General features: G+C 36.8%; 20 protein-coding genes and 1 pseudogene. 11 read left to right on the top strand and 10 right to left on the bottom strand.

Annotated features, from left to right (window positions below; all coding sequences use genetic code 11):
• Positions 1-155: 155 nt before the first annotated feature.
• The 3 genes from KS419_RS07430 to KS419_RS07420 all read left to right on the top strand — a co-directional run bounded on the left by KS419_RS07430 (position 156) and on the right by KS419_RS07420 (position 1,556).
• Positions 156-719 carry an LOG family protein gene (locus tag KS419_RS07430; RefSeq protein WP_217065508.1) on the top strand — a complete coding sequence of 188 codons (564 nt, stop codon included), beginning with the start codon at positions 156-158 and terminating at the stop codon, positions 717-719.
• Positions 720-750: 31 nt separating this feature from the next.
• Positions 751-1,050 (top strand): MazG-like family protein, encoded by a 300-nt coding sequence (locus KS419_RS07425; protein WP_217065506.1) that lies wholly within the window; start codon positions 751-753, stop codon positions 1,048-1,050.
• Between the two features lie 281 nt (positions 1,051-1,331).
• Positions 1,332-1,556, top strand: coding sequence for a hypothetical protein (locus KS419_RS07420; protein WP_217065504.1), 225 nt, complete (start codon positions 1,332-1,334; stop codon positions 1,554-1,556).
• Between the two features lie 394 nt (positions 1,557-1,950).
• Here KS419_RS07420 and KS419_RS07415 read toward each other — a convergent pair whose 3' ends face one another.
• From KS419_RS07415 to KS419_RS07405, 3 genes are all read right to left on the bottom strand, one after another.
• Positions 1,951-2,655 carry a DUF1104 domain-containing protein gene (locus KS419_RS07415; RefSeq protein WP_217065502.1) on the bottom strand — a complete coding sequence of 235 codons (705 nt, stop codon included), beginning with the start codon at positions 2,653-2,655 and terminating at the stop codon, positions 1,951-1,953.
• A 686-nt stretch (positions 2,656-3,341) separates the two neighbouring features.
• Positions 3,342-3,599, bottom strand: coding sequence for a hypothetical protein (locus KS419_RS07410; protein ID WP_217065501.1), 258 nt, complete (start codon positions 3,597-3,599; stop codon positions 3,342-3,344).
• Between the two features lie 227 nt (positions 3,600-3,826).
• Positions 3,827-4,435 (bottom strand): flavodoxin family protein, encoded by a 609-nt coding sequence (locus tag KS419_RS07405; RefSeq protein ID WP_217065499.1) that lies wholly within the window; start codon positions 4,433-4,435, stop codon positions 3,827-3,829.
• Between the two features lie 368 nt (positions 4,436-4,803).
• On the opposite strand from KS419_RS07405, the gene KS419_RS25455 reads away from it, so the two are divergent.
• A complete protein-coding gene (locus KS419_RS25455) occupies positions 4,804-5,733 on the top strand; it encodes a CobW family GTP-binding protein (protein WP_217065498.1) in 930 nt (309 codons plus the stop codon).
• A gap of 56 nt (positions 5,734-5,789) precedes the next feature.
• On the opposite strand, the gene KS419_RS07395 is transcribed toward KS419_RS25455, so the two are convergent.
• The 3 genes from KS419_RS07395 to KS419_RS07385 form a co-directional block, all read right to left on the bottom strand.
• Positions 5,790-6,401, bottom strand: coding sequence for a YczE/YyaS/YitT family protein (locus tag KS419_RS07395; RefSeq protein WP_217065497.1), 612 nt, complete (start codon positions 6,399-6,401; stop codon positions 5,790-5,792).
• A gap of 38 nt (positions 6,402-6,439) precedes the next feature.
• The gene (locus KS419_RS07390; RefSeq protein WP_217065496.1) at positions 6,440-7,453 is read right to left on the bottom strand and encodes a phosphotransferase; all 1,014 of its coding nucleotides are present in this window, start codon (positions 7,451-7,453) and stop codon (positions 6,440-6,442) included.
• 129 nt (positions 7,454-7,582) lie between these two features.
• Positions 7,583-8,308 (bottom strand): AAA family ATPase, encoded by a 726-nt coding sequence (locus KS419_RS07385; RefSeq protein WP_217065495.1) that lies wholly within the window; start codon positions 8,306-8,308, stop codon positions 7,583-7,585.
• Between the two features lie 315 nt (positions 8,309-8,623).
• On the opposite strand from KS419_RS07385, the gene KS419_RS07380 reads away from it, so the two are divergent.
• The 4 genes from KS419_RS07380 to KS419_RS07365 all read left to right on the top strand — a co-directional run bounded on the left by KS419_RS07380 (position 8,624) and on the right by KS419_RS07365 (position 12,612).
• Entirely contained in the window at positions 8,624-8,929 is a 306-nt protein-coding gene (locus KS419_RS07380; RefSeq protein ID WP_217065493.1) for a DUF4405 domain-containing protein, read from the top strand.
• A 784-nt stretch (positions 8,930-9,713) separates the two neighbouring features.
• Entirely contained in the window at positions 9,714-10,559 is an 846-nt protein-coding gene (locus KS419_RS07375; RefSeq protein ID WP_217065491.1) for an MBL fold metallo-hydrolase, read from the top strand.
• 247 nt (positions 10,560-10,806) lie between these two features.
• On the top strand, positions 10,807-11,640 hold the full coding sequence (locus tag KS419_RS07370; protein ID WP_217065489.1) for an EAL domain-containing protein: 834 nt from the start codon (positions 10,807-10,809) through the stop codon (positions 11,638-11,640).
• A gap of 18 nt (positions 11,641-11,658) precedes the next feature.
• Positions 11,659-12,612 (top strand): GGDEF domain-containing protein, encoded by a 954-nt coding sequence (locus KS419_RS07365; protein ID WP_217065488.1) that lies wholly within the window; start codon positions 11,659-11,661, stop codon positions 12,610-12,612.
• Positions 12,613-12,886: 274 nt separating this feature from the next.
• On the opposite strand, the gene KS419_RS07360 is transcribed toward KS419_RS07365, so the two are convergent.
• Positions 12,887-13,615, bottom strand: a complete 729-nt coding sequence (locus KS419_RS07360) for a YqcI/YcgG family protein (RefSeq protein ID WP_217065487.1) — start codon at positions 13,613-13,615, stop codon at positions 12,887-12,889.
• A gap of 134 nt (positions 13,616-13,749) precedes the next feature.
• Between KS419_RS07360 and KS419_RS07355 the strand changes: the two genes are divergently transcribed.
• From KS419_RS07355 to KS419_RS07345, 3 genes are all read left to right on the top strand, one after another.
• Entirely contained in the window at positions 13,750-15,195 is a 1,446-nt protein-coding gene (locus KS419_RS07355) for a DEAD/DEAH box helicase (RefSeq protein ID WP_217065486.1), read from the top strand.
• A 51-nt stretch (positions 15,196-15,246) separates the two neighbouring features.
• Entirely contained in the window at positions 15,247-15,426 is a 180-nt protein-coding gene (locus KS419_RS07350) for a hypothetical protein (protein WP_217065485.1), read from the top strand.
• 203 nt (positions 15,427-15,629) lie between these two features.
• Positions 15,630-15,830, top strand: coding sequence for a cold-shock protein (locus KS419_RS07345; protein WP_217065484.1), 201 nt, complete (start codon positions 15,630-15,632; stop codon positions 15,828-15,830).
• A gap of 375 nt (positions 15,831-16,205) precedes the next feature.
• Here KS419_RS07345 and KS419_RS07340 read toward each other — a convergent pair whose 3' ends face one another.
• The 3 genes and pseudogenes from KS419_RS07340 to KS419_RS07325 form a co-directional block, all read right to left on the bottom strand.
• Positions 16,206-16,922 (bottom strand): NAD(P)-dependent oxidoreductase, encoded by a 717-nt coding sequence (locus KS419_RS07340; RefSeq protein ID WP_217065483.1) that lies wholly within the window; start codon positions 16,920-16,922, stop codon positions 16,206-16,208.
• Positions 16,923-16,925: 3 nt separating this feature from the next.
• Positions 16,926-17,594 (bottom strand): annotated as a pseudogene (locus KS419_RS24825) (DUF4386 domain-containing protein).
• A 352-nt stretch (positions 17,595-17,946) separates the two neighbouring features.
• Positions 17,947-20,643: a winged helix-turn-helix domain-containing protein gene (locus KS419_RS07325; protein ID WP_217065478.1), complete on the bottom strand. Its 2,697-nt coding sequence runs from the start codon at positions 20,641-20,643 to the stop codon at positions 17,947-17,949.
• Positions 20,644-21,063: the final 420 nt, after the last annotated feature.

Genomic DNA, 21,063 nt, shown 5'->3' with positions numbered 1-21,063 from the left:
ATAGGGTGTAGCCCCAATGGGGACAGTCCATCTGAGCCTAGGCGCTTACGCTTTTCTTATTTAAGTGTAGTACATTTCTATTTTTTTACAGAAAATCATGCTAATATATTTAGAGTTGTATTGTATTGACTTTACTTGTGAGAGGATGAATTTTTGTGAAAACAATTGCAGTTTACTGTGGTTCTAGTAAAGGAATTGATCCAATGTATATGGAAGAAGCTGAAAAACTGGGGAAAGTATTAGTAGATAATGGGATGGACCTTGTTTATGGAGGAGCCGAAGTCGGTTGTATGGGGGCAGTTGCAGATGCTGTACTGAATGCAGGTGGTAAAGTAATAGGTGTTATCCCAGAGAAGTTAAAAAACGTTGAGATAGCTCACCAACAACTATCTGAATTACATGTTGTTAGCACAATGCATGAAAGAAAGGCAGTTATGGCAGAATATGCTGACGGATTTATTGCATTACCTGGTGGTACTGGAACTTTAGAAGAATGGTTTGAAGTATTTACATGGGCTCAACTCGGGTACCATAATAAACCGTGTGCATTACTCAATATTAATGATTATTACTCTCCTATAATATCGCTTTTTGACCATATGATTGAACAAGGGTTTGTTAAAGAAGAGTATAAAGATTTAATAGTTATTGATAGAGATTCAAAAGAGTTAGTTAATAAGCTCAAAACATATGAGGGTGCATATATACATAAATGGTAATAAAAAAATAAATTAAAAGAGGACAAAAATCATGGAGCAATTGCTAAAAGAAATAAAGTTACTTAGTGAAAAAGAACCCAAAACGATAGAACAAATGGCATTAAAGTTAACCGAGGAAGTTGGAGAAACAGCTCAAGCTGTATTATCCTATCATAACGCAAGTGGAAGTGACTATAAACAGTTAGGAATCGATGATGTAAAAGAAGAATGTATCGATGTTGTTTTGGTCGCCTTAGCTATGTATTATAAGTTATCTGAAGATGAAGAAGAATTCGGAAAGTTAGTTAGCAAAAAGTTGAATAAGTGGGAAAGTAAAATTAGTTACAAATGAATGATAATGTAATGGTATCAATGTAAAAAACAACAGGAATGCTAACGGGTTGCGACCGTGGAAGAAGCCGTTGTGTCCGTTATGCTACTAAGGCTCCACTCTTTTTTGGAGGGGTGGGCTCGAATCATGCAAAAAGATTGGTTTATTAAACAAGCAGGAAGCGTTAGTTCGTTCGATAACGTCAACATTAAAAGAAGAGGGCGAATATACAAAAGGTTTTGCTAAAATGGATTTACTCAAGGATGATTCCTCTTTTAGAGATAAAGAAAAAGGAAAAAAAAATGACTAACACTGGTCAAAAAGGAGTTGGGTTCAACGTGCGGCCAATAAAAGGGAGAAAACGACGGGGTAAAGGAGACAGGACAACTACATATACCGCAGAAATTACGACGAACTTAAAAGAAACCATTATGAGGGCGCAGGATAATCTCAACAAATTAGAAGGGCATTTAAAGGAAATGGATGGGAGAGTGGAAGATTTAAAGAGAGAATTTAAAGGAGATTAATCTGTACAAAATATTTAGTAATCGAGAGAAATAATGTTAATTAAACTTCTATTGCTCCAGATAACGCCACGAATTAACTTCTGTTTCACTTTTGTTTCATTTTTATGCAACTTAACTAACAAATTATATGTCCACACGCCTTTATGGAATTGATCCAAATTTTTCTTTTGATGAGCGTACTATTATGAGAGTTTATATTTGTAGTTTAAGGATAGAAAAAAACTGTTGATTTAAGAAAATCAACAGTAATCGTGCATATATTCATTTCGTTTTGTTAATTTGTGAATAGTCACAACAGAAAAAGAGTTACAACTATACCCACCCAAAGTATAGGGAGTAGACGATTTTGTTTTTTTATCTACTCACTTCTAAACTATATTTGGATATTAGATTATTAGCAAGCATTCCATACTGTTGGTATAGGGGCACCGATAGGAGAAATGGTTATTACTCTTAAATTAACACCACAACCTTGATCTCTTGATATAAATAACCAAGCCCCGAGAAATGCTATAGCTGTAACTGCGGAAGTCACCCAACCAGGAGGGGAGATTTTGAATGCAGCTAAAGTGACTAACAGAGCAGTGTTAATTCCTTGTACAGTTGCTCCAAATAATAAGATATTGTCGCTAAATGCTTGAACAAAACTGGAAGAAAACCATATGTCGAAACCATACCATCTGTTTGTTGCTCTAATGTGTGCAGACGACATTGGAGCAAATTCGTCCGCAGACTCTAGCGTGGCTTCTAAAGCATTTCCATCTGCTGAAATAGAAAACTCGTCAAGTTGGTGCTTTAGTTCTTTGTTTCTTTCATTAAGGAATTTTTGAGCCTCTTTTAGTGTAGCTCTATCAAGGTTTTCTTTTGCATCCTTAGTTAACTGGAACTTCTTGTTGCTTTTGTTAACTTCAACATAAGGATCTACTTTGTCTACGAACTCTTGAAATTCCTTTTGTTCAGGTGTAAGAATTAGTGATCCATCAGGTAAAAATTGAAGGTCTAAATCATTTGCTTTTGTTGCGTAGGGTGAAAATACAGTCGTAAATGCCATGAGAAAAGCTAACAGTGACAACGCGAGACCGATTTTAGAACTTTTCATTTTTTCCGCCTTAATATTTTTTATGTGCGCACACTCTCACTATTCTACGTTCATGCGTAATAACCTTGTATTTTTTTCTGAATTTTCCAAAAATGATAAAAATATACTATTAATATTTTCCAGTAATGGCAAAAAATAATCATCATTGCTCTGTTTAATTGTGTGAAAGTGGTAAAAATATACCATTAATATTTGTGTGGATAAAGATAATACAACAATATACAACAATAAGATAAATGATCATATAAGGATGTTTAATACCAAATATGGAAGCATATGATAAACTAAGATTATAAGAGTTTACCAGATTATAGTCTTTTGCTCGTTTGACTAACTTGAAGATTGCACAATGAGTACATTAATAAAAGGAGGTAGTAAATTGAATGATTGGATTATTTTAATTTCACTTTTCTTTTTAGGTGGCTTAACTGAATTTTTTGCTTCGAAATATATTGAAAATAGCAAAACAAGAAGTTTCGTCACAATTTCAGTCTGGTTTGTAGTAGGGAGTATATATTTAATATTGTGGTTCTTTATCCGATAATGCATTAACTTTATAAAAATTTACTTAAGCAGACAGGGTACGTGAATGAAACCTAAAAATAGAAAGGATATTTTCGTTATAATAATCAACACCTTATAATAATACTAATCAAAGAAAAAACAAAGATGACTAGAGATAAATCCTAGTCATCTTTGTTTTCGGCTAGCTTTAGGATATGTTCTTCAAGAGCTGCATTAATAATTTTCGTCTTTTCTCCTTTTTCATTTCCAGCAATCTTTGTTAATGCTTCAAGGATATCATTGCGTATCCAATATGTTTGTCTAGTATGGGTGTCAATAAAATTTATTTTTTTCTTTTTGTTTTTAGAAACAACTTCAGCCGCATCGAGAAGAGGATTAATATCATTAGTTTTAGTATTATTAGCACTGTGGGGTCTCACCCTTGCCTTTAATCCCGCAGGAACGAGCGTCTACTTCCTTGCTAATGCTTCGAGTTGTCTCGACGGATACACTTCGTCAGCATTAGCTTTTAGAGGAAGAGACAGTACGCTCGTATATTTCCTTTGCTATCGATGTGTATTGTTCGGATTTTCAATTAAACACTTTAGTTATGTCCCAGCCTCTTCTTACAATTTCAAGCTTCCGTACTTGGGGTCAGGTACCGAATTTACGTATTTCCCTTCGTCGGGATGGGGTGCTCTTTAAGCATGTTGGCGAAATGAACTAAATTATAGGCCATCTTTTTTGTATTTTCCTTAGTAAACTCGTTATCCTTGTTTGTATCCATATAAGATGGTCCAGGACCTGCTTCTCCCACCCAATAGGCGTCTACATTTGGTGGTACTGTAAACCCTATATGCTGCAAACCGTATAAAAGGGACTTAGCGGATTGTTTCGCACCGTCTTCATTACCTGTTACGACGGCTCCTGCCACTTTATTGTAATAAATTCCTTGCCCCTTATCATTTGTTTCTCCACTTGAGGCAGAAAGTCTCTCCATGACGAGAGTGGAAATACTGCTTTTCTCCCCAATCCATATGGGAGTTCCAACAATTAAAATTTCAGCATGAAGAACTTTCTTCATGATTTTTGGCCATTCATCACCATTTCCCATATCCGGCTCCATGCCCGGGAGAATATGATAGTCAGCGATTCGTAATTCTTCAGTTTCCACGTTTTCACGTTTAAACCACTCTGCTGCTTCCGTTAAAAGCGCACTTGTGTGAGAGGCTTCATTACTAGCTTTAAGAGAGCAATTTAAAAATAATGCTTTCACTTGAGTTCATCCTTTCATAGCTTTCCATAAATAAGGGAACTAACAGTCTTGAAATCCCTTCTATTTTTCTATAACCTAACTAGCAATTTTGAAACAGGTAGTAACACATATAACTTTTTGGAGGGCTTTTTTTCAGTTGATTAACGAATGCTGCGGGAGGCGTGGTATAGTTAGATGAATGAATGACATTAGCAAAAGATACAATGATCTTAAATACCAATTCCTTATGAGGAATTATTTAGTGTTAGTTTTTGAAAAGCTTAGAAAGCGTCTGAATATTTGACCGGTTAGAGGGTAATCGTGCACTATGACATTCAGGCACTTAGCAAATAAATCAAAACAAAATGTATGAGGGAGTTTAGTCTATCGTGGATAAAGTGGAAGTATTTATATTAGCAGGTTTTTTAGGTAGTGGGAAAACAACGTTACTTCAAAATTTACTAATCGAAGAAAGAGAACTAGGCAGAAATGTAGCAGTAGTAATGAATGAAGTTGGTGATTTTTCTGTGGATACTAATCTTATAGGAGATAAGACACCACTTAAAGAATTACTTAAGGGATGTATTTGTTGTACGATGAAAGATGAGTTGGAAATTCAACTACTTTCCTTATATCAAGAACATAAATTAGATGTTATTTACATTGAAACAACAGGAGTAGCACATCCCATGGAAGTACTAGATGCATGTATGTCACCGACTATAGCACCTTATATCCATTTGAAATCAATCGTAACGGTTGTTGATTTAAAAAGGTGGCAGGAGAAGAGTCAAATGAAACAACAGTATGAAAGACTATTGGTTGAGCAGGTGAAGCATGGAGATAATCTAATTTTAAACAAATCAGATATGTTTTCTATCAAAGAATTAAATACATTGAAAGATGAGATTCAAGAAGTAAATCCATCTGCGAACGTTCATATGACCAATTATTCAAATGTAACCTTATCAGCACTTAGCTCAAGGGAGAGAACGTTTGACAAACAGCCAGATAAATTTCATCTAAAAGACAACTTACGGGTTCAGACAATGACTTATCAGTTTACAGTCCCCATTGAAAAGGTACGTCTTGAAGAGTGGTTTAAGCAAATGCCAGATTCAATATTAAGAGTGAAAGGCTTTATAAATCTTGATTCAGACCCGAATGGAACCTATATTGTGCAGTATGCTTACGGTGTTTTGAACTATATAAAGGAGCCAATCCATTTTCCCACAAATATTGTCATTATTGGCTCTAACCTTAATAAAGAAGAAATAAATCATCAGTTAAATCAACTAGAGACGTTTAGCAAAAAGTGAAAGGTGTAAGGTAAAGAGGTTTGATTGAATCACAGGGGAACAAAGGTGTTCCACGATCAGGCACTTTTTGCTGGTTTTGGAACACCACGATACCATTTTTGAAAAAGGTTAACGAAGAATAGTACAGATGGGCCTAAACCTAAGGCGATGACAACTGTCCCTAATCCAACGGGGCCTCCTAACAAAAATCCAATAAAAGCAATGGTCACCTCGAATGTAGTTCTAGCCGTACGAACTTTCATTTTTGTCATTTTTGCTAGCGTGTACATAAAATCGTCCACCGGGATCCTTGGGAGGTTCGATAAAATGTAAGAACCTAACCCAATCCCCATCAATAGTAGTCCAATAATAACTAGGGACCATCGAAATACTAGATTTATAGGATGAAAGGGATCGAGAATATATAGCCAAAAATCAACGGTTATTCCCCTTAAAAAAATTGGGATAATACAAAACGGGTTAGGGATTATTTTTCCAAGGATGGAGTTGGATAAAACAACTAGTAGATGAAGTGTCATATACCCCACCCCTACTGAAATAGGGAGATGAAGCGACAATCCAATAGCAAATACTTCCCCTGATCCTACTCCGACATCCGCCCTTACAAATAGGGCAATTCCTAAACTGGATAGTAAGATTCCTGAAAAATACAAAAGAAAACGAAACATGGCTTCTCCTCTCTCAGCTACATGCACAAAGGGAAAAATTACTCGTATTCCCATAAACGAAGCATTTTGTTAGCACCAGTAGCTAACCAGTTCGGGTTAGCAGCTGTAATCATGATTTGTTCTTCTAGTATCGAGCTATCATCAACTCCATCTAAATAACGCCCTAAAAAATGAACGAAGACATCTAGTCTCCGAAGTTGAATTAACACAGGCAATGCTACCATTTCCTCGTCCAACAAACTCGTGTTCGTTGATAAACCTGAGAAAAAGTGATGAATTTTATTTAAAAACACGGTTTCGTTCGTTTCTTTAGAAAGGATTTCTGAAATACAAACGGCAACTTCCATGATACGAACATCTCTCGTTGCAAATTCGAAATCGAGAATGGCATGGATCGTTTGTTGCCCGTTTCCTAACACATTAGATTCATTTAAGTCACCATGGATTAACTGGTGAGGTAGAGTTTTTATTTTTGGAATACCCCGTTTGAAATCGGTAAGTTGGGTAGCAATCCACGAAAGTTCCTTTTTAAATGTGATGAACGGTTTTGGCGGGTTACTACACCACGCTTCTACTTTGCTGATGGGGCAGCTAGGATGCGTATGCTCAATTTCATAATAGGGCCTGTAGATGACGGGCTGCTCTAACTCAACACTACCCAAAGCATCCATTAAATGCCCCACACTTTCCCCATAGGAAAAAAGAACATCTTTCGTATCAAAAACTGGATTCTCTCCCTCAATATAGTTGAAAATGCATCCGATTTTATTGGATGGCAACCTCAGGAAAGATGAGCCATCCTTCGTCAACGGAACAGGCACACGAAACGGGAGATCATGTATATCATTCAATTTTAACAATACCTCATGCTCTAAACGGACTTTTGATTCGTCTTTATGCGTTTCATAGATACGCATACTATATTTTTTAGCATCTCGTTCCAGAATACGAGTGGAATTGTTGTATCCCCTTGCACCTTCATACACATGTGCTGATTCTTTGTTGTGAAAAAAATAGTTTATTAGTTCGTCAAATTCAGTTTTTACAGGCAAGATAACTACTCCTTACATCATTAATCATACGTTCTCCACCCAAGGGTAAACGAAATAACTGCTCCTTGCAATGGCAAAAAAGGTCTCCTTTATACCAAAGGAACAAGCTATTTTGGGACTCCGATCAACCTACTCCAGAATATCCTTCAAAAATTTCTCTCGATTGTTTAAGAAATAGCTCGTGATTTGAAAGTGGTCCGTCCGCTCGTATTCGACCGACTCTATTTTTTCATCATCAAAGCTCAAGATTGTTGCACCGGGATATCCCAAAAGAATTGGGGAATGGGTGGCAATGATAAACTGGCAGTTCTCCCGAGTGGTCAGGTCATGGATGATTCGCAGAAAGGATAGTTGTCTCTGCGGGGACAGGGCGGCCTCTGGCTCATCTAGTAAATAGATTGCTTTCCCACCGAACCGATTCGTGAAAAGGGAAAGAAAAGATTCGCCATAGGACTGTTGGTGCAATGATCGTCCACCATAACCATCAAGGACAATCGGATCCTCCTCTGCGACCTCATCGATGTGGGTAGCAAATTGATAGAAGGATTCTGCCCGTAGGAAAAATCCATTTGTGATCTTCGGCATCCAGGAAAGTCTTAAAAAATCGGCAAGATCAGCGTCTGCGGCGTGGATGTTGTAGCTATTGTTCCGCCCTCCACCAGCCGTGTTGAACCCGGTCTTTTCGGCAATCGCCTCCAGTAAGGTCGACTTCCCGGATCCGTTTTCCCCCACAAAAAAAGTCACTTTGCCAGTAAAATGAATCGTATCTAGTTCCTTTATGGAAGGAATCGAAAAGGGATACTTCTCAAAGGAAGGAATGTTTTCACGTAAAAGGGTTATTCTCTTCAAATACATCGAATCACCTACTTTTTATACGATTATATCATTTTGGGACAGGAGGGAACTTTGTCCCGTGTGGTGTCGGGCGTGGAAGGATTTAACCTGACTATTTCTCAATATTTATGCAATGGAACAAAGTTGAAATGATTAGCGTCTACACTATATAGAGGAAATCGGGTATACTCCATGGTATTTTCCACACCCCCTCCTTTAGAATGAAAAGGAGTATTTTTAATGAAGAAAATTGGAATAGCAGTTTAATGGGGGAGTAACTAGTGGCGGTAAAAGTTCCAGTCAATTATTTGTTATAAACAAAGGTGTCAAATAAAAATGGAACGGAGAATTAATATGAAAAGGAATAGACTTTTGTTGAAAGGTGTTATCTCCACTTTGTTGGTTGTCCTGTTTCTACTTCTATTCTCAACTGGCTTTTCTCTTTGGTTATCACCAACAGGAAGAATTGCACGGGAAACTGGTTGGACATTTTTGGGATTTGATAAACATCATTTAATTCAAATTCATACGTTTTTTGCATTTACTATGACAGCTCTGATATTAAACCACCTCCTATTAAACTATAAAACACTTTTCCATGAAATGAAGTCTCTCTATTCTCGTAGAAGTGCCAGTAAATAACTCAGTGGGCAGCAGGGATAAACGTTACCTTTAATGCCTCTTCAAGTAAATGCTGAGTACCACAACTCAGTTGTTGGAGCCTTGTCCCCGTGTTTCCTATCTTATGTGTAGGGAACTTTGGTGAAACCTCATTTCCCTTGATTCGTATGGGAAATAAAGTGCATTTCTGAGGAGGTAATTCGCATGGGCAAAAAAAGAAAACGGGATAAAGATTCTTCTGCTTGGTTGTGGTTTGATTTTTTGATAGACATCGCTTTATTTTTCCCGAGGGTAGTGGCTAGTTTCTTTAAGGGGATATTTTAATGATTTTCGATAAGTAGCCCTAATTAGGGATGGCACTGAAAAAGTGGTGCTTTTCCACTTTTACAGTCCCTCTAAGCAATGAGCGTAGCCATTGCCATACAAATAAAAGGCACTGAAAAAGTGGTTTTAAACTTTTTCAGTGGCCTCTAATTAGGTGGAGTCTCAGTATAATGGCAGTGACCGTTACTATGCCTTTATAAGGCCCTATCCAGCTTGGGTAGGTTATTGGAATTCATATACGACTGATTATTAAAAATATTTTCGAAAATGGTACGAAGATTATTCGTGCCATTGTTTTTATGTTGCTAAATATTCACTACACACTACCACTGGTTGCTAATTTGCTTATCGCTTTCATTTTTTGTTCAGATATTGCTCATCTATATTCAATAATATACCACTCCAATTTTTCAATTTATTTCATATAAAAATTATTTAAGGAAACATTATATTCGATTAACTTTTGTGGGAGGGAATATTTATGGACGAGCAAATGAATTATGGAAGTGATTATAAATCCATTCCGACAACTTCTATTGGGAGTGGCGTAGGTTTAGAGGTACTATCAGACCTTTACAGTTATACAGTAAAAATAGTTAATATTCATTTGATTGGTAACCCCATAACAAATGAATTTGTATTAGTTGATGCGGGGATGCCAAATTCAGCAAAAGAAATTATATCAGTGGTTGAAAGTCGATTCGGTAAAAGCAGTCGCCCACAGTCAATTATATTAACGCACGGTCACTTTGACCATGTGGGGGCTATAATTGAACTAGTAGAACATTGGAACGTACCTGTCTATGCACATGAGTTAGAAATGCCCTTCTTAATTGGGCAAAAGAGCTATCCAGAACCAGATTCCACTGTCGAAGGGGGGATGGTTGCTAAATTGTCACCGCTGTTTCCTAATGAACCAATTAACTTAGGAAACAATGTTAAACCTTTACCTTCTGATGGTTCTGTACCTAATACGCCTGGTTTTAAATGGATACATACTCCTGGCCACTCACCAGGTCATGTCTCTTTGTTTAGAGACAATGATAAAGCGTTAATCGTAGGTGATGCTTTTGTTACTGTTAAACAAGAATACCTCTACAAAGTTTTAACCCAAGAATTAGAGATCAGTGGACCTCCAAGGTATTTGACACCAGATTGGAAATCTGCCAAGGAATCTGTCATTAAGTTAGCCGAATTAAAACCATCTGTCGCAGTTACAGGACATGGTCAACCTATGATTGGTGAATTGTTAACAAAGAGTTTAAATAAATTGGTCAAAAACTTTGATGATATTGCTAAACCTGATTATGGAAGATATGTTAACTAGGGAACAGATAATAACGTATGGTTAGTCGAAAAGAACCCCCACTATGCCTGTCAAAGTATCCTAATATCACTTAGGCCATAGGAAGGAAAAGCTACCTTACTATGGCCTAAGTGATATTTGACTTAAGGCCCTCCTTTTCCATTTCTTAATGAAACATTTACATTTCCTTTATCTTTTGTTTAATTTAGCATGCTATCCTTATGATGACATATTTCGATATTTTTCTTGTAGAAAGGTAATTATATTAATGAAAACAATAAATATTTACCAGCCCGTAACGGATATCTTTTCCTACATTCGCTCAAATCAACTCAATCGTATAACCTCTATTGAAATAAACAAATATCTTACATTAATGAAGATTATAAGATATAAGCGTATGACTACTTTTTTTCAGCCGATATTCTCCCTTCAAGAAGAGAAAACACTTGGATACGAAGCGTTAAATCGACCACCATTGTCAAAATCCTTCCCATCTACTGAGAAATTTTATGATTTTATCGGCAAAACTAACCAAGTATTTAAGATAGATTTGCTTTGTAGGAATCAAGCGTTAACAAAGTTTTATCAAAGTAGTCTTTCGAATCCATGGCACAAAGACCGACTATTATTCTTAAATGTCCACCCTCAAGTGCTAATGGATTCTGATTATAAAACCGGGGAAACAATGAAACTACTTCAAGATTACAACATCCAACCTCACCAAATCATTTTTGAAATTACAGAAAAACAATCGGTTACTGACTATTTGATGTTTGAACGTGTCCTATCAAACTATCGTTCCCAAGGATTTCGCATTGCAGTAGATGATGCTGGAAGTGGGTTTAACAGTCTCAAAGCACTAGTACACCTCACACCTGAATTTCTCAAAGTTGATCGTTCGTTAATACATAACATTCACATAAGTAAATCACAGCAGAAGATGGTAAGCTTACTACTGGATTTTGCCAACGAAACGGGAACAAAACTCATTGCAGAAGGTATCGAGCAAAAGGAAGATTTGCTTTATTTAAAAAAAATGGGCGTCCATTATGGTCAAGGATATGCCCTTGCTAAGCCTAGTGAAATCATTTTCTCATAACAAAATGGAGGACCAAATATGAATAATATAATTGGTGATTTGGCCATTCCAGCGCCTGCAGTCACAGTTGAATCCACCAACCATGACATTGACCAATTGTTTAGTAGTGATTCATTATGCCAAGGAATTGTTGTCAAAGATAAGAACAAACCAATTGCCATTACTACAAGGAACCAGTTTTATCAAAAAATAGGAACGTTGTATGGATACAGTCTGTATATGGGGAGATCTATTAGTTATATTATGAATGATTCCATTTTAGTGGTGGACTTCACTACACCAATCGTGGATGTGAGTCAAAAAGCAATGGCTCGAGATAACAAGGAACTGTATGACTATATTATTGTAACGAAAAATGATGAGTACTTTGGTGTGGTAAGTATAAAAGATTTACTGATAAAAATGGCAGAGGTTCAAGCAAAACTAGCTAGCTATCAAAACCCACTAACTGGTCTGCCAGGTAATCAGATGATTGATAAAAAGCTGAAGGAAACCCTGACTTGTAATCAGTTCTGTGTAATATATGTGGATATTGATCGATTCAAATCCTACAATGATACGTATGGATTCTTAAAAGGAGACCGAGTTATTCAAGCAACTGCTGCACTATTGCAAAGTTGTATGGAGAATGTGGATGGATTTCTTGGTCACATAGGGGGAGATGATTTTCTCATTATTCTAGAGCATTATAAGTATCAAACGATCTGTACGGACCTCATTCGCGATTTTACAAAAATTGTGGAAAATGCCTATTCCCCGATTCATCTGGAGCAAAAATATATCATCTCCAATGATCGAAACGGAACTAGAAAAAAAACGAATTTATTCTCTCTATCTGTTGCTGTTGCCACAAATCAACATCGCACCTACTTTAATGCGGATGAATTAGTAGAATACGCTACAAAAGTAAAGAAATACTGTAAATCCTATCAATACAGTTGTTATTATGTAGATCAAGTAAAGGGTTGTTAATGGAGATTAATGGTCTTTTGCTAATGGCTATATTCAAATAGAATCAAATTCCTCGCTTCTATTGTGCTCGTGGTGCCCAGTTGAGGACAACAGAATCCCCCCGATTGAGGTTCCTGATTGAGGTTCCTGACCGCCGACGAAGGAATATTTGTGTCTGTATAAATGGATGATGGCCCAGAGTACAGGAATTAGCACTGCGCTATGGACCATACCTTATTTATGTCATCCCCTTTTGGGAATCAACTTTATACAGGTGGTGACGGGGACCCACTCTTTATTTTTCCACATGGAATGGGCATTTACCCTTAATTGGTTCAGCATCATCCCCTATAAAAAACTGTTTCCACTCGTTATGGGTTGGGTCACCGTAATGACTAATATCCGGATGTGTAGGCAACTGATCCCACGCTTCTACCCTTTCACGCACTTTTTCTCTGGACATCGCTCCACCAGGTTCTGTTCCCTCGAGGCCTTCAAAGATTCTTCTAGGCTGAAATCCAAGGATAAGGCTATTTCCTAAATCCCGTGTCTTCCTTTGTTTATAGGCAGGGGCATTTCCGAAAACAAAAATAGGTTCCTTTTGAAAGTGGAAATCCCATAAATAATGATCTGGGTCTGTCGGTTGATCAGTTGGCCAGCCAGCTTTGTCTTGTCGATGAATGTATTGAAGGATCTCCCAAAAATACTCTCGATAGTATTCAATACTTCTTGCGTGCTTCTCTGGTTCGACGAAGACAAACAAGCCATGACGTGTCTTGTGAGTACCATCGAAAAGACGTAAAAACTCACCTAATGTATCTGGAAGTGTTGACCAATCGTCTTTGGTAATATAGGAATAACGAAGCTCTCCTTTTCTCTCCGCACTTTGACCAAAATAGCAGGGAAAGTCTTTTTTCGTAACGACTTCACGAAAATTATCATATTCAGAATAAAACCAGCTAGGAAATGTTTGTTTTTCTCGGATATCTTCTTGAGACAATAGTAGGGATTGGCTTGTTTTCACGATAAATCCTCCTAGGAAAAAATTCTACTCTACTATTAACTCTATACCCGGTTATCGTTTAGATAACCATGTACTACTGTGTATGTTAGAATGCAAATAAAGGTAAAATAACTATAAAAAAATGGGGTTACGGTATGAATGGACGTAGTTTTAAGGAGTATCAGTTAAGTGAGGAAATAAATCGAGCACTGACATTAATGAAATATGAAATGCCAACAGAGGTTCAAAGGGAAGTCATTCCACTTGCCATGAATAAGGAAGATCTAGTAGTCAAATCTCAAACGGGAAGTGGAAAGACAGCAGCCTTCGGAATCCCTATTTGTGAAATGATGAGTTGGGAGGAAAGAAAACCGCAAGCACTCATTCTCACACCAACAAGAGAGCTTGCCGTTCAAGTGCGTGAGGATATTGCCAATATTGGTAGGTTTAAGTTGATCAAAACCATGGCTGTTTTTGGAAAAGAACCTTTCGCGAAACAAAAAGAGGAATTGAAACAAAGAAATCATGTTGTTGTTGGTACACCAGGTCGGGTGCAGGACCATATGGAAAGGGAAACCCTTGCCTTAGAGGAAATAAAATATCTTATTATCGATGAAGCCGATGAGATGTTAAATATGGGTTTTATTAATGATGTGGAAGCGATAATAAAAGCACTTCCTGCAAACAGAACGACGATGGTGTTTTCAGCGACCTTGCCTAAAGATGTGGAGAATCTTTGTCATAAATATATGGAAAATCCCCAGCACATTGAGATAGTGTCTTCAGGGATTACCACTGCTTCCATTGAACATCATGTCCTGGAGGTGAACCCAAAAGGGAAGTTATCACTCCTTAAAGATTTAACCGTCGTGGAGAATCCAGACAGTTGTATCATTTTTTGCAATACGAAAGAGCATGTGGATACGGTGTTTTCCGAATTAGAGAGGGCCAATTATTCGTGTGAAAAACTTCATGGTGGATTAGAGCAAGAAGACCGGTTTTCCGTCATGGATGGTTTTAAACGGGGGAATTTCCGTTATCTTGTAGCCACGGATGTTGCAGCAAGGGGAATTGATGTGGACAATGTAACGCTAGTCATTAACTACGATGTTCCATTGGAAAAAGAAGGTTATGTTCACCGAACTGGAAGAACGGGCCGTTCTGGCAATAAAGGAAAAGCCATTACATTTGCCACACCAAACGATGGGAAGTATCTCAAGGCCATCGAGAAGTACATTGGTTTTCCCATACCAAACATGGAAGCACCTAGTAAGGAACAAGTGGCAAGGGGACAGGCTGCTTTTGACGAAAAAATAAGTGGCCGACGTGTTGTTAGAAATAATAAAACGGCACGGGTAAATAAAGATATTATGAAGCTCCACTTTAGTGGTGGAAAAAAGAAGAAGCTTCGACCAGTCGATTTTGTTGGAACAATTGCTAATATCGCTGGGGTGACTGCAGAGGATATTGGAATCATTACTATTCAAGATACGTTAACCTACGTTGATATTCATAATGGGAAAGGTTCGTTAGTGTTAGAAGCAATGGAAAATACAACAATCAAAGGAAAGAAACTGAAGGTTAGCTTAGCGATTAAATAGTTGAAATTTGTGTACTTGTGTAAGCTGTTCATAAAAAAAGGAGTTGCCACTATGAGGTATTCCCAACCACAAATGCAAAAACTAATTCAAAATAATAAGGAATTGCAACAAAAGCTAAAGGAACTAATGGCTGAGCACGAACTGGAGAAGATTTACGCTGTAAAAGCACTGTATCATGCAGAAGTTGCAGACGGAGGGAAGTACCAGAAAGAATACCGGGCACTTGATTAGTTGGTCTGATTCTAGGTTCTAGTCATTTTCTCACTAAGTATTTAATAAAAATTTGACTTTATGAATATTAATTGGTATTCTAAATAAGAATTATTTTTGTTCGTGTCGTTAAGGTAAGAATTAGTATTTAAACTTTTCCCCTTTGATAATTGAGCAATAATAGTATTAAAAAGTGGAATAGATCCACACAGGAGGAAACAAACATGCAACAAGGTACAGTAAAATGGTTTAACGCAGAAAAAGGATTCGGATTTATCGAGGTAGAAGGCGGAGACGACGTATTCGTACATTTCTCAGCTATCCAAGGTGAAGGGTTTAAATCTTTAGATGAAGGCCAAAGCGTTACTTTTGACGTAGAGCAAGGTCAACGTGGACCACAAGCTACTAACGTAAACAAAGCATAATTATTAAAAAGGACTCTATTATAGGGTCCTTTTTTTATTGTTCGGAAAAGATATATATTTGGCTCTATACCGAATGTGGCTAACTGTTGTTGAATTTTCGACTAGCTCCAGCATTTTTTCCTATATCTGATCGCTGCCAAGAAAATAAATAAGGATCAAAAAAGCTGACTAATGAATGCCGTATCCTATTTAATACTAAAATAGACGAATGAAAGTCTATATTTTCGTATTTAATGGATTAGACATATTAGCCAGCCTCAGAGAAAACATGATACAGGTATTAAATGGTTAGATAGAGCATACCATGTACTCGCCAAAAAACCTAATAAAATTTTAAGTAGTGGGAAATGCGTCCTGATTAAGAAACTGCGATCACTACTTATTGTAAACTACCGGAGTTTTAAAATGCCAATCTTTCCATGTTTCACCATCCGTGACAAGTTCAGTCATAAAATGACTTACATTAATTCTGCTAGTTTCACCTGCATTAAATATAGGGCTTCTTACAGGAGATTCACATACTTTATATGGATTTTCTTCATCTTGATTGATTAATGTATCGGGTCGTACTATTACCCATTCTATATTTTCTTCCTTTTTACCTATTTCGGTAATCAGATAATTTGCGGCCTCGATGTTATCTCGATGAGGTGGGATCAAAAGCTTCAATAAAGTAAGGATTATTTTTTCCCCCATTGAATTTACCTCTCCTAATAAGGTGTTCGTATACGCTGTTGTCCCCATAAGTATGAGCTTTACTTTTTGATTGGCCTTGTCTTTAACTGTCTCACTTATTCTTTTAATTGCATCGAATACTAAATAACGAGGTTTACCAAACATCCCTCTAAGCGTACCATTGTGACCAAGACACGAGATAATCACATTACATTCATGGATAAGATCATTGAGCTCAGACTCCTTTAAGTCGTTAATATTCCCTTTTACCATTTCCACTAATGAATTTTCTTTTATTTCTTGTGGTAGAACTGCCGTTTTTCTAATGAGAATCCGAGTAGTAATTTGTCTTTCAATTAAATGTTTGACTACTAGTTTACCGGTAGCGCCGCTTGCTCCAAGAACTAATACTCTCATCGTCTATCCCTCATTTTCTTTAAATGTAATTGTAGGGCGGTTGAACCCTTTGACTATTAGAAATATAGCTAGAATTAGCTCACCAAAAGCTAATGGTGCATTTAGAATAAAGTAGACTGGACTCACTAATTCTATGATGTTTAACATTAACATTAACGTAGCTAGGAGAGTAAATGTAGAACCTAGTATACCCCATATCGATAACCATCTTGGGATAACTCTAATTTTATATAGACAATAATAGAGTATCAATCCACCTATGCTCCATGGCAAAATCATAACTATATGATTTAGAAAGTCTCTGCCTTGTCTTAGTAATTCACCTGATGTATAAAAATAAGATAAGTTAACCTCACTGGAAACTACATAATTCTAACTCAAACCTAATATAAGAAGAAGTGGTCCTATGCCAGCAAAGAGAAACCCGGCCCCGATTAGTCTTAAGCCTAAGTATCCTGTCGCTAGATTTTCATTGTAATTTTTTAGTATTGGATAGAATAATACTGCTATACATACATATACCAAGGACATTGCTGCCTGAAAAAAACTTGCAATCAATACTTGCATTTCTAGTTCAGATAATTTTGCTAGGTAATCTGGAGATTCTAACGCTGTAACTGAACTAAGTATTCCAAATACAAAACTTAATATTAATAATACCCCTAGAATCATAGCTGTTCTTCTGTCCGATTTAATGATATTCACTCCTTTTTTTAAAAACAAGTTAGTCCTAACGCGAAGGGCTTTATGTTTCTTTCAACATTCTTTTAATTGATTCAAATAGATAATGAAACATTTGAGTACTATCTATCGAATTGAAAGTGGACGATGAATTAAACATCCAGTCACAATAAAAAGCTACTCCCTGCATACTAATTTATCAAGTAAAGTCAAAAATCATTAGATACTTAAGTACTAATAAAAGTATTGTTGAAAGATCTTATAGTAATACAGAAAACCTTCTATGTAATAAAATAAGGTACCTCAAGTAATAGAGGCACCAAAATAAAAAACAACCTATCTATTATAATAATCCCAACTCGCGAGCTCTCCCAACAGCTTCCGTTCTTCTTTTAACTTGGAGTTTCCCAAATATATTTTGATTATATCCTTTCACTGTACTTAATGCTAAAAACAGCCTATCGCCAATTTCTTGATTAGAGAGGCCTTCAGCAATTAGCTTTAATACCTTTAGTTCACGTTCACTTAATGGTTCCAGTAATTTTGGGGCCGATTGAGAAGAAGAGGCTTCTATGGCCAATCGTAATCTACTTACAAAATCTGGATTTGTTTCATAGACTAATGGCTCCAATAATAACTTGTAAATAGACATCCCTTCGTCCACAAAAACCTGTAAATACCCCATAGGCTCTGCTAGGTTGATTGCTTTCTTAAGGCTTACCTTTGCTGATTCTACATCATCATTAGCCTCATAAGCAAGAGCCTGTAAAATAAGGATTTCCACTATTTTTCCTATTCTGTTACCCCTATCAGCTTCTAGTAGTAAGGATTCTAGCAATTCAATTGTCTCAATGAAGAGTTTTCTTTTTCTATATTGTCTAAAAGACGCAATTTTAATTCTGACTAAGGTGATATGCTTAAATTCTTCGAGATAGCAGAATTCTTCTTCTATAGACTGACCATTTTCTCTAATACATTCCTTCGCCTGATAGATGTTTCCCTGTTTTATTAGTGTCCTAGCCTTTAATGCATATAGTGGCTGGATATCTGGGATAGGACCCTTTATATAATACTTTTCAGCTTCGTGAAAATTATTTAGGGCTTTGTCAAATTCACCATTACTTTCCAATAATTGTGCTTGTTGAAGATACCATTGATATCGCCAACCTGGTAAAGCTCTATTTTTACCCTCCTCTAAGCTCTGTTGAAGGTACCGTTTAGCTTCACCTAAATTACCCATCATATGCTTCAATTTACTTAGACCTAAGAAATAATGACTGAGCGTAATTCCTTGGCTCTTAATGGAAGTCTGTAACCCTTTCTCATATAGCCTCATAGCCTCATAAAGTTTACCTTGTTCTACCCGAATCTCTGCTAAAAGAACTATCAACATTCTATGATCCACGGTACTTTTGGTTATTGTAGTATAGGCAGTCTCCAATTCTCCCTTTGCCCATTGTGCCAAGCCTAGCAAAACACTAATAATACCTTTCTTATCATTATTTTTTTCAGGGATGAAATCTAATGCTTCTTGCGAATACTTTATTGTAGCTTCCATATCACTCTTAACCACTGCATAGTAAGTACGTGCTGTAGCAATTGTAGCAGGTAGAATACTATATTCTTCATGGTCAAAAACAACAATATCCTGAATATCTCCTTCACCCTTCATTTCATCAGATGCTATTTTCAAACATCTCTCAGCATCTTGAAGTCTTTGTTCAAATCCTTCCATTTCACCTGTATCAAGAAGGGCCCAGGCATATCCTACGCTAAGGACTGGTCTATTTTTAATCATTTCATCAGGTAGCTTTTTCACCCAACTAAGCCATGTTGTTGCTTGTAGGCTTTTGTCCATCGTTGACCATGATAACTCGATTAAGATAGACGCTCTTTGAAAATCTTTTGCAGCCAATGCATGATAAATAGCTTCACTTGTCAGGCCATTATTTTCAAACCACTGACTTGCACGAACATGTAGTGTAGCAACACTTCTGCCTTCTATAGAAGTACTATTAGAGTAATTTTTTGTTAGTCTTTTTCTAAGAAAATCGACGAATAGATGATGATAGCGATACCACTCCTGTTCATCATCTAAAGGAATAACAAATAAATTTGCCTTGTGAAGATATTCTAGGTTTTCCTGTCCAGAAGTTCTCTTGTCTAGGAAAAGCGCATCACATAGGGATCCGCATAATCGATCTACTATGGAGGTTTGCAATAAAAATGATTGTATCTTCGGATCAAGTTGTTTAAGAACTTCTTCTAAAAGATAATCAGCTATAAAACTGTGGTTGCCGGTAAAGGATTCAATGAACCCTACAATATCCTTTCGTCTTTTCATTGAAATAGCGGCCAACTGTAACCCTGCAATCCATCCTTCAGTACGTGCTTCTAAAATAGAAATATACTTATCAGCCAAGTTTAGACTCATTACCCCATTAATAAACTCTAATACTTCTGAATATGTAAACCGTAAATCCTTCGTGCGTATTTCTATCAATTGATTTTGAGCCCTAAGACTTGTAATGGGCAAAGGCGGATCTTCGCGGGTTGTCATAACTATATGCATATTGGCTGGCATATGATTGAGTATATATATAATAGAATCATTCACCAATTTATTTTGGATGACATGGTAATCATCAAGAATAAGCATGAACCTCTCAGAAACAGTTGCTATTTCATTAATTAATAAAGTCAAAACTGATTCTAGGCCGAGTGTTTTCAGATTTTGAAATGCTTCCGAAAACTCTTCAAATAAGCCCACCTTAAGTGTTCTCAAGGATGCAACTAAATAAGTTATAAATTGTGTTATGTCATTATCCTTTTCATCTAGAGATAACCACGCTACAGAAACTTTACTATTTGTGATCCACTCTGTCACGAGAGTTGTTTTCCCAAAACCAGCAGGCGAAGATATGATGGAAAGTTTTCTGTTTAAACCCTCATTCATCAATTCTAACAATCTAGGTCGTAGTACCAGCTTTGTTGGATTGTGTGGCATATTAAGCTTAGTAACTAGAATTGGAGTAGTCATTCCCTTTCCTCTTTTCATACCATATTATATCCGACTGGATATTAGTCATATGAACCACTATTCTTTATTCTACATAAACAATCCTGCATTACTTCGTTCTTTTTCGCAACTCCCACAATTCTATGTTAAAAACTCCTTCAAAACACTTATAACTAATCCAACCTGATTTCCACTTGTCTAATGAGTGATTTTCTACTATTTTATCAATATGTGGTGTAGGGTCATTACCTGGCAAAGGAATATGCTGAAACATTTGTTTGTAAAATAGCCAGTATATTACTTCTTTTAATAAGGCTCTGTTATCGTTCAATGTTGATTTTTGCGGAATTCACTCCCTTTCACCACTGGCACAAGTGCGACATCTGCTCATTCTTCGCAGTGTCTTCTTAGCCGCGGGCGGTTCGGGAGCCTCCTCGGTGC

This window comes from Evansella tamaricis, from assembly GCF_019042215.1.
In the GTDB taxonomy this organism is placed as follows: Bacteria; Bacillota; Bacilli; order Bacillales; family Salisediminibacteriaceae; genus Evansella; species Evansella tamaricis.
This window is presented reverse-complemented; position numbering and strand designations above follow the sequence as displayed.